Annotated in this window: 9 protein-coding genes and 3 pseudogenes; 5 read left to right on the forward strand and 7 right to left on the reverse strand. The window is 69.3% G+C overall.

Going from position 1 to position 7,290, the window contains the following annotated elements:
• Window positions 1–46: 46 nt before the first annotated feature.
• A complete protein-coding gene (locus tag GJ632_RS06335) occupies window positions 47–181 on the reverse strand; it encodes a rubrerythrin-like domain-containing protein (protein ID WP_143105208.1) in 135 nt (44 codons plus the stop codon).
• Between the two features lie 206 nt (window positions 182–387).
• Between GJ632_RS06335 and GJ632_RS06340 the strand changes: the two are divergent.
• The 3 genes and pseudogenes from GJ632_RS06340 to GJ632_RS06350 all read left to right on the forward strand — a co-directional run bounded on the left by GJ632_RS06340 (window position 388) and on the right by GJ632_RS06350 (window position 1,771).
• Window positions 388–794 (forward strand): annotated as a pseudogene (locus GJ632_RS06340) (30S ribosomal protein S6e).
• A 13-nt stretch (window positions 795–807) separates the two neighbouring features.
• A complete protein-coding gene (locus GJ632_RS06345) occupies window positions 808–1,245 on the forward strand; it encodes a hypothetical protein (RefSeq protein ID WP_343161056.1) in 438 nt (145 codons plus the stop codon).
• A gap of 46 nt (window positions 1,246–1,291) precedes the next feature.
• A complete protein-coding gene (locus GJ632_RS06350; RefSeq protein WP_089811418.1) occupies window positions 1,292–1,771 on the forward strand; it encodes a DUF5807 family protein in 480 nt (159 codons plus the stop codon).
• A gap of 31 nt (window positions 1,772–1,802) precedes the next feature.
• Here the strand turns inward: GJ632_RS06350 and GJ632_RS21965 are convergent, their stop codons facing one another.
• The 3 genes from GJ632_RS21965 to GJ632_RS06360 form a co-directional block, all read right to left on the reverse strand.
• The gene (locus tag GJ632_RS21965) at window positions 1,803–1,943 is read right to left on the reverse strand and encodes a hypothetical protein (protein WP_177232727.1); all 141 of its coding nucleotides are present in this window, start codon (window positions 1,941–1,943) and stop codon (window positions 1,803–1,805) included.
• A 79-nt stretch (window positions 1,944–2,022) separates the two neighbouring features.
• On the reverse strand, window positions 2,023–3,285 hold the full coding sequence (locus GJ632_RS06355; protein WP_089811420.1) for a DHH family phosphoesterase: 1,263 nt from the start codon (window positions 3,283–3,285) through the stop codon (window positions 2,023–2,025).
• 131 nt (window positions 3,286–3,416) lie between these two features.
• Window positions 3,417–3,881 (reverse strand): universal stress protein, encoded by a 465-nt coding sequence (locus GJ632_RS06360; protein WP_089811422.1) that lies wholly within the window; start codon window positions 3,879–3,881, stop codon window positions 3,417–3,419.
• A 96-nt stretch (window positions 3,882–3,977) separates the two neighbouring features.
• Between GJ632_RS06360 and GJ632_RS06365 the strand changes: the two genes are divergently transcribed.
• Window positions 3,978–4,436 carry a universal stress protein gene (locus tag GJ632_RS06365; protein WP_191452430.1) on the forward strand — a complete coding sequence of 153 codons (459 nt, stop codon included), beginning with the start codon at window positions 3,978–3,980 and terminating at the stop codon, window positions 4,434–4,436.
• 48 nt (window positions 4,437–4,484) lie between these two features.
• Here GJ632_RS06365 and GJ632_RS06370 read toward each other — a convergent pair whose 3' ends face one another.
• Together GJ632_RS06370 and GJ632_RS06375 are read right to left on the reverse strand one after the other, a co-directional pair.
• The gene (locus GJ632_RS06370; RefSeq protein ID WP_191452431.1) at window positions 4,485–5,033 is read right to left on the reverse strand and encodes a GNAT family N-acetyltransferase; all 549 of its coding nucleotides are present in this window, start codon (window positions 5,031–5,033) and stop codon (window positions 4,485–4,487) included.
• Window positions 5,030–5,398 (reverse strand): universal stress protein, encoded by a 369-nt coding sequence (locus GJ632_RS06375; RefSeq protein WP_089811428.1) that lies wholly within the window; start codon window positions 5,396–5,398, stop codon window positions 5,030–5,032. The genes GJ632_RS06370 and GJ632_RS06375 overlap by 4 nt, the downstream gene beginning before the upstream one ends.
• Window positions 5,399–5,519: 121 nt before the next feature.
• Here GJ632_RS06375 and GJ632_RS06380 point away from each other — a divergent pair.
• Window positions 5,520–6,367: pseudogene (locus tag GJ632_RS06380) on the forward strand (DUF5806 family protein).
• A gap of 160 nt (window positions 6,368–6,527) precedes the next feature.
• On the opposite strand, the pseudogene GJ632_RS06385 reads toward GJ632_RS06380, so the two are convergent.
• Window positions 6,528–7,290 (reverse strand): annotated as a pseudogene (locus GJ632_RS06385) (dihydroorotase); the annotation flags it as partial.

Below are 7,290 nucleotides of genomic sequence, written 5' to 3' on the forward strand. Positions count from 1 at the left end.
AGAGCGGTTCGCCTCGCCGACTGCCGGCGACGGGTCTCCGCGACGGTCACTCCTGTACGCGCGCGACGTTGTGCATCTGCTGTCCGCACCGGGGACACACCGTCGTCGGGTCACCCGGTTCCGACCGGAAACTGCACCGCGTACACTCGTACCACTGCGATCTGTCGAACGTCTCTCCCATACGACCCGGATACGCTCCGGACTGTGTTAACTGTTATCTAGCACCATACAGAACGTCGGGTGCGACGCGCACCCCCTGTCGTGAGGGTGTCACGCACGGACCGTCGCGGGATGCGAATCGGACGTTGCCCGCGCGTCGACGCGGGGGCCAGAGACGGTGCAAGCGCTTTCGACGTACTTTTTACCGGCTGTCGTCACGTTCCACGCATGGCAGAATTCAAGGTTGTCGTCTCCGACCCCGACGCCGGTGACACCCACCAGTTCGAGGTCGACGGACAGGACGCGAACCGATTCCTCGGCCGAGACATCGGCGACGAAGTCGACGGCGGCGCCGTCGGCCTCGACGGCTTCACGCTCGAAATCACGGGCGGGTCCGACGAGGCGGGCCGTCCGATGCGAGAGAACGTCGCCGGCTCGAACCTCAAGGAACTCCTCCTCGAGGGCGGCGTCGGCTACAAGCGTCCCGCGACGGCGAACGCAAGCGCGTCACCGTCCGCGGCCGTCAGGTCTCCGACGAGACGGCGCAGATAAACGTCAAAGTCGTCGACGGCGGCGACGTCGCGGCCGCACTCGGCGAGGACGACGAGGAAGCCGACGCCGCCGACGACGAGTAACTCCTCCGCCACCGTGTCGGAACGCGTCCCCAGCGACCACGACTCGGTGACGTCGTATCGCGCGACCATCGCGCGGAGCGGCGGCACTACCCGCCCGTGTCTTCGTCTCCCGGACGAAATGTCCGACGTGGAGGACGGCGACGTCGTCCGCCTCTCTTTGGACGGCGAACTGCGCCACGCGCGCGTGACGGCCGACAGTTCGGGCCACCTCCTCCGCGGCGCCTACGACAACAAGCGCCTCGCTCGGACGCCCGGCGAGGGGACGAACCGCCTCGTGGAGTGGTGCGAGAAGAGCGGTCGGGACCCCGGGTCGGCGGTCGAACTCGACGAACTCGACGCGGGATTCTGTTACGGCCTCCGGGTCCCCGGCAAGCGCACCGTCTACACCGTCCCCGACCGGCCGAACGAGTCGCTCTCGAACATCGCCGAGAAGTTCGCTCGCGACGAGTAGCGACGGAGTTCACGCGACTTTTACCCCTCGACGGCCATCTCGCCGTATGAGCAAACTCGACGAGTTCCTCGCGGGCGACCGGCACGACGACGTGGCACTGTTCCTCACGCACGAGTACCTCGACAGCCAGGGCAAACTCCCGAACCTCGGCGAAGAGGTCGAGAACGGATACGTCCTCGTCGTCCCCGGCGACGACGGGCGACAGGCCTTCGCCGCGGGGACGGGGATGGACGCGATGGAGTTCTCGCGGGCGGCGATGGACCGGAACGGCCACGTCGCGCGTGACCTCGGCGGCGGCGAGTGCCCGGACCGCGACGCCGACGAGAACCACCAGGCCGAGTTCATCTTCGCCTTCTCGGAGGCGCAGAACGAAGACGTCGGCGGCCTCTACGCCCGCGGCGAGGTGATTCACGCCTACGCCCACTGCGCCTGCGGGGCGTCCTACTCCGACAAGTGGGTCGTCGGCGAGGAGACGGAGACGGGCGTCCAACCCGGCGAGTCCGAACCCGCACACGCGGAGGAGTGAGCGACGCGTCCGAGGCGGCCGCTCGCCCGTGTTAGACTCCGATTTCCGTCACCCCGAGAATCGCGCCGCACTCCGAACACTCCCAGACAGTCGCGTCCGCCTCGAACTTGACGGCCGTGTCGCTCTCGACAACCTCGACGAGTTCCGCTCCGCAGTCGGTGCAGTGACCCATACGGGCCGTCGAAGCCGAGTCGTCAAATAAGTGAATAGTCGCGCCGTTCGGCGCCCGGGTCCCGTTCCGACCGTCGTCGCTACCGCTCCGTCTCGACGCCCTCGTCTTGGTCGTCGTCCGCCTCGGCTTCCGCGGCCGCCGCTTCCTCGGCTTCGACGTCCTCGGCGACGCGTTCGAAGGCGGCGAGGATGACGCGCTTCGCGGCCGACCCGTTCGTCGTCCAGTGGTGCGCGTAGTCGAGCATGTCGTCGTAGATGTCCGGTTTACAGCCGGCGGCCTTCGGGTGGCCGCCGCCGTTGACCTGCCCGGCGACTTCGTGTGCGCGCTGGAACTCGTCCGTGCCCCGGATGCTCGCGCTTCCGGCGGGCTTGACGATGACCGCGGCGTCGGTGCCGCGTTCGCGCAGGCCCTCGGCCACCTCGTTCTGCGAACACCGGCCGTACGTGACGCCGACGGTCCACGGGCCGACCTGCGTTATCTCCGCCCGGTCGAGGGCGGCGTCGATGAGTTCCTGTTTCTCCACGCGGCGGAGTTCGATGAACTGCTCGACGACGGGCGGCAGGTCGACGCCGTACGCGCCGACGACGGTGACGTACTCCTCGGGGCTCACCCAGTAGGCGTAGTCCGACAGGTCGTCGCTGCGTTCGTCCTCCTTCAGCCACAGGTCGTGGTCGCGGGTGACCGCGGCGAGTTCCGCCCACCGGTCGTCGAACTCGTAGTCCAACGAATCGAGAGTCACGTCCGTCGAACACACCTCGTCGGACTCGCCGACGACGAGTTCGACGCCGGCGTCGCGGACGGCGGCCAGCACGTCGTCGCCCCACTGGTGGTGGTCGTACCACGAGACGGACGACGCGCGTTCGACGAGGGCGGCCAGTTCGTCGTCGACGTACTCGTACTCGTCGGGGCAGAGGTCGCAGACGTAGGCGTCGATGCCCTCGGGGGCGTGCTTCGCGACGCGTTCGAGCGCGTCGTCCAGCGAGTACGGCCCCGCGCCGACGAGTGCGACCGTCGACTTCGGCGCGTCCTCGTCTTCGTCGTCCTCGTCTTCGTCGTCTATCGGTCCCGTCGCCTCCCAGCGCTCGACGCGGCGGGCCACGTCGTCCTCGAACGTCGCTACGTCGAGGGCGGCGCCGTACATCTCCCGCACGAGGGCGACGCAGCCGAGTCCGTCGGCGTCCGTGTCGGCGATTACGACGGCTTCGGCGTCCTCGACGGCCTCCTTCACTCGCTCCTCTGCGCGCTCCTCGTCCAGCGAATCGGGGTAGAAGAAGCCCGCGCCGGGCAACTGCGACTTCCGCGAGAGCGACAGCCGAGAGCTGTCGATGAGTTCCTCGTCCATACCGGTGCGAGGGGGGCAGGGGTGAAAATCTCCGTGGTCCGCGGGTGCGGCGTCGGTCCGTGCGACTCGCCGATTTCGCCGGTTCGGCGTCCCGCTCGCTTCCTCTCGGGCCGGAGTGCGGCCGTCCCCGCTCAGGCCGACTCGGGCGTCCCCTGCGGTCCGTCCATCTCGTCGTCGGCCAACTGCCGAACCGTCAGCACGGGCACCGGACAGGTGCGGACGACGCGTTCGGCGACGGAGCCGATGAGAAACCGGTTCTCGCCGTGTCGGCCGCGAGTCCCCATCGCCACCACGTCGGCGTCGACGTCGCGGGCGTAGTCGCCGACGACGGTCGCCGGTCGCCCCTCTCGGACGGCCGTCGTGACGTCTCTGTCCGTCGATTCGGCCACCTCCTGGAGCGCGCGCTCCCCGCGTTCGGTCAGTGCCTCGCGCATCTCCTCGCGGAGTCGGTCGGGCGAGGAGTCCACCTCGCTGGCGTCGATGACGTACAGCGCGTGGACCGACGCGTCGAACCGGTCGGAGAGGTCGAGGGCGACGTCCACGGCCCGACGGACGCTCTCGGACCCGTCCGTCGCGATGACGATGGTGTCGAACATGGGCGGCGGTTCGTCAGCCCGCGGCATAAAACCAGTCGGGAGAATCGGTGGCCCGCGGGGTGGGTATTTTTGACCGCGGCCGTCGCATGGCCGGGTATGAGCGACCGACGCCCGCTGGACGTGGAGCTGGTTCTCGTCCCCGTAGACCGGAGCGAGGAGTCCGCGAACGCCGTCGAACACGCCGCCGCCGTCGCCGCGGAGTACGACGCGGCGGTGCACGCCGTCCACGTCCTCGGCGAGGACGTGGTCCGCGCCATCGAGACCGGCGTGGTCGACGACGAGGACGTGGTGGCCGACAGCGACGCCATCCAGGAGTCCGCCCACGACATCGCCGACCGCTACGGCGTCGCACTGTCGACCTCTGTCGCCTACGGCTTCTCGACGAAGATGAAGCTCAGACACCCCGGGAGCGTCGTCCTCGACACCGCCGAAGAACTCGGTGCGGACTTCATCGTCGTCCCGCGCGAACCCGTCTCGGGCGACCCCGGCGAGGTTCTCGCGAAGGCGGCCGAGTACGTCCTCCTCTACGCCAGCCAGCCCGTCCTCTCCGTGTAACCGACGCCTCGCTTCGCGACCCGCCGTCCCGTCGCCGTCTCCGGCCCCTCAGTCGCCGTCGCCCTCGGCGAGGCGGAGCGTCATCTCCATCTCGAAGCTCTCCGAATCGCTCGTCTCGAAGCCGATTTTCTTGTAGAGACCCACCGCGGGGCGGTTCCACCGCTCGACCGTGAGCCACACCTTCTCGACGTCGTTGGCGTCGCCGTAACCGAGGAGCGCCTCGATGAGGTGCGTCCCGATGCCCGCCTCCTGGTACGCCTGCAGGACGAAGATGGCGAGTTCGTAGGCGTCGCCGTCGGGAACGAGCGTCGCGTGACCGGCCGCCTCGTCGCCGTTCCACGCGACGACGTTCAGACACTCCTCGTCGAGGATGTTGTCCAGCCAGTCGCGGATGCGACGCTCCTGTCCCGGCGGGATGCCCTGCGCCCTGTCGGCGGGGTCGAACGATTCGTACATCGAGACGAGCGCCTCGAACTGCTCGTCCGTCCCGTCGTACGGGCGAATCTCGATGGTTCGTTCGTCGCGGTCTTCGAACGCCACCGGCGGGGATTCGAACGGCCCGGCGACTTCGTCGGGGTAGCGGCGTGACTCGCTCATCGGACCAAGGACACCGTGACGTGCGAGTTCAGTAGGACGAACTCGGCGATGCTCCCGATGTTTATCTTCCCCATCGGACTCGTCTCCCCGCCGCCGAGCACTATCTGGTCGAAGCCCTCAGACTCGGCCGTCTCGACCAGTCGACTGCCGGGGTCGCCGTCGAGGTGTCGAATCTCGGCGTCGACACCCTCGGCGTCGAGCATCTCCCGAACCGTCTCCGTTACCTCCTCGCGCGACCGGTCCGACGAGGGGTTCTCGACGACCGCGACGGTCAACTCGTCACCCGCGACGGCCGCCCGTGCCACCGTCTGCTCGGCGGCGCGTATCGAGTCGTCGCTCCCGCCGACTCCCAAGAGCACCTTCATGAGACGTGGTGTCGCGGCCGCGGTAAAAAACAGTTACCCGTCTCGGCGGGTCGACCCGCTCTCGTCGCGTCCGCGACCGGTCGACGGAATCCTTTTCCGCCGTGGGGGGAAACCCCGCGGTATGACCGACGAGGACCCGACGACGCCGGACCGCGACGGCCGGTCCGACGCCGAACCGGGCGCGCGGACGACCGAGGACGCGGTGCGAACCGACGACGGCGAGACGCCGGACCGCGACGGCCGAGAGGCGGTCGGGGACGACTCGCGGGCGGCCGACGGGACGGGGGACGGACGAGCCGCCGGAGACGACGTGACCGGCGGCGACGACGGCGAAACCGTCGAGAGCGGCGATGACGACGCCGATGCAGACACGTCCACCGACCCCGACGCCGGGAGCGAAACCGCCGCGGCGGGCGAGTCGGCCGCCGGCGACGCGGCGACGGACGCCGATGACCCCGAGATTCCGCGCGACGTGCAGAAGTACGCGCGCTTCAAGAAGATGGACGGCGCGCAGTACGACCGGGTCAACGAGTTCCTCCGCGACCGAACGTACGTCACGGCCCGCGAGTGGGCCATCGCGCGCCTCTGTGCGGACTTCCGGACCGAGACGGGCGCGAGATGACGAAGATAGGCGAGAACCTGCCCGAACTCGTCCCGTTCATGACCGACACGTACACCCCGCAGGCCGTCAATCAGGCCCGGTCGTCGTTCGAGGGGAAGGTGCGGAAGGCGGGAGCGACGTTCCTCTACGGCGCGATGTCGGGGTTCTTCACGGCCGAGGAACTCGACGAGTTGATGTACGAGGTGACCGAGGTGGCGAAGTTCCTGCTCGAAGTCGAGGGGGTGGACCTCTCCGTCGAGGACGAACTCGAGGCCGAGGAACGAATCTCCAGCGTGATGCGCGAAGTGCGCGACGCGAGCGCCGACCTCCGCGAGGAGGAACTGGCAGACGACGCCGGCGACGACTGAGGCGGTTCGAGCGACGGTCCGACCGACCATTCCTCCCGTACGTTCAAATACCGGACCGGGGCCACTCCCGACGTGCTCTGACTCTCGCCCCGGGTCGGTCAGCGGTCGTCCGGCGCTCGACTCGGGGATGCGACACCGCCGGCTGTTCGCCCTTCCGAGCCTACTCCCGGACGTTCTCGCCGACCGCGTCGCCGAACGCGCCGTCCTCGTAGACGACGTGCCCGCGCACCAGCGTCGTCTCCGGGAAGACGCCGCGCATCCCCTCGAACGGCGTCCACCCGCACTTCGAGTGCAGGTCCGCGCCGCGAATCTCCCGCGAGTCCTCGGGGTCGAACAGGACGAGTCCGCGTCCGACCCCGGCCTCGACGCGGCCCTTCGACGGCAGGTCGAAGATGTCGGCGGCGTTGGCGGCGGTCACGTCGCGGACGCGTTCGTACGAGACGGTCCCCTTCCGCGCCTCCTCCAACAGGAGCGGTAGCATCGTCTCGACGCCGGGCACCCCGCTGGGGGCGTCCCAGAGGCCGACGTCTTTCTCCGCGCGGGTGTGCGGCGCGTGGTCGGTGGCGACGACGTTGACGTCGCCGGCGACGAGTCGCTCCCACATCCCCGCGCGGCGGTCTTCGCTGCGGAGCGGGGGGTTCATCCGGCCGTACGTGCCCAACTCGCTGGCGTCCGCACGCGAGAGGAACAGGTGGTGCGGCGTCACCTCGCAGGTGGCGCCGCCGGCCTTCGCGGCGTCGACGCCCTCGGGCGTGCTCGTGTGGGCGATGTGGACGTCCGCGTCCGACTCCGCGCCCACCTCGACGGCGCGTTCGACGGCGGCTTCCTCGGCCGCCGCGGCGCGGTACTGGCTCCACACGTCGGCGTCCGCCGCCTCGCCGGTGCCGCCCGCGTCCCGTTCCCGCGCGGACTCGTCGAACAGG

This window comes from Halogeometricum sp. CBA1124, from assembly GCF_009741955.1.
Taxonomy (GTDB): Archaea; Halobacteriota; Halobacteria; order Halobacteriales; family Haloferacaceae; genus Halogeometricum; species Halogeometricum rufum.

Excerpts from the sequence above, each read along its gene's own strand:
- GJ632_RS06350 (WP_089811418.1), top strand. The coding sequence starts at position 1,292 with ATGAGCAAACTCGACGAGTTCCTCGCGGGCGACCGGCACGACGACGTG.
- GJ632_RS21965 (WP_177232727.1), bottom strand. The coding sequence starts at position 1,943 with ATGGGTCACTGCACCGACTGCGGAGCGGAACTCGTCGAGGTTGTCGAG.
- GJ632_RS06370 (WP_191452431.1), bottom strand. The coding sequence starts at position 5,033 with ATGAGCGAGTCACGCCGCTACCCCGACGAAGTCGCCGGGCCGTTCGAA.
- GJ632_RS06375 (WP_089811428.1), bottom strand. The coding sequence starts at position 5,398 with ATGAAGGTGCTCTTGGGAGTCGGCGGGAGCGACGACTCGATACGCGCC.
- GJ632_RS06360 (WP_089811422.1), bottom strand. The coding sequence starts at position 3,881 with ATGTTCGACACCATCGTCATCGCGACGGACGGGTCCGAGAGCGTCCGT.
- GJ632_RS06355 (WP_089811420.1), bottom strand. The coding sequence starts at position 3,285 with ATGGACGAGGAACTCATCGACAGCTCTCGGCTGTCGCTCTCGCGGAAG.
- GJ632_RS06365 (WP_191452430.1), top strand. The coding sequence starts at position 3,978 with ATGAGCGACCGACGCCCGCTGGACGTGGAGCTGGTTCTCGTCCCCGTA.
- GJ632_RS06335 (WP_143105208.1), bottom strand. The coding sequence starts at position 181 with ATGGGAGAGACGTTCGACAGATCGCAGTGGTACGAGTGTACGCGGTGC.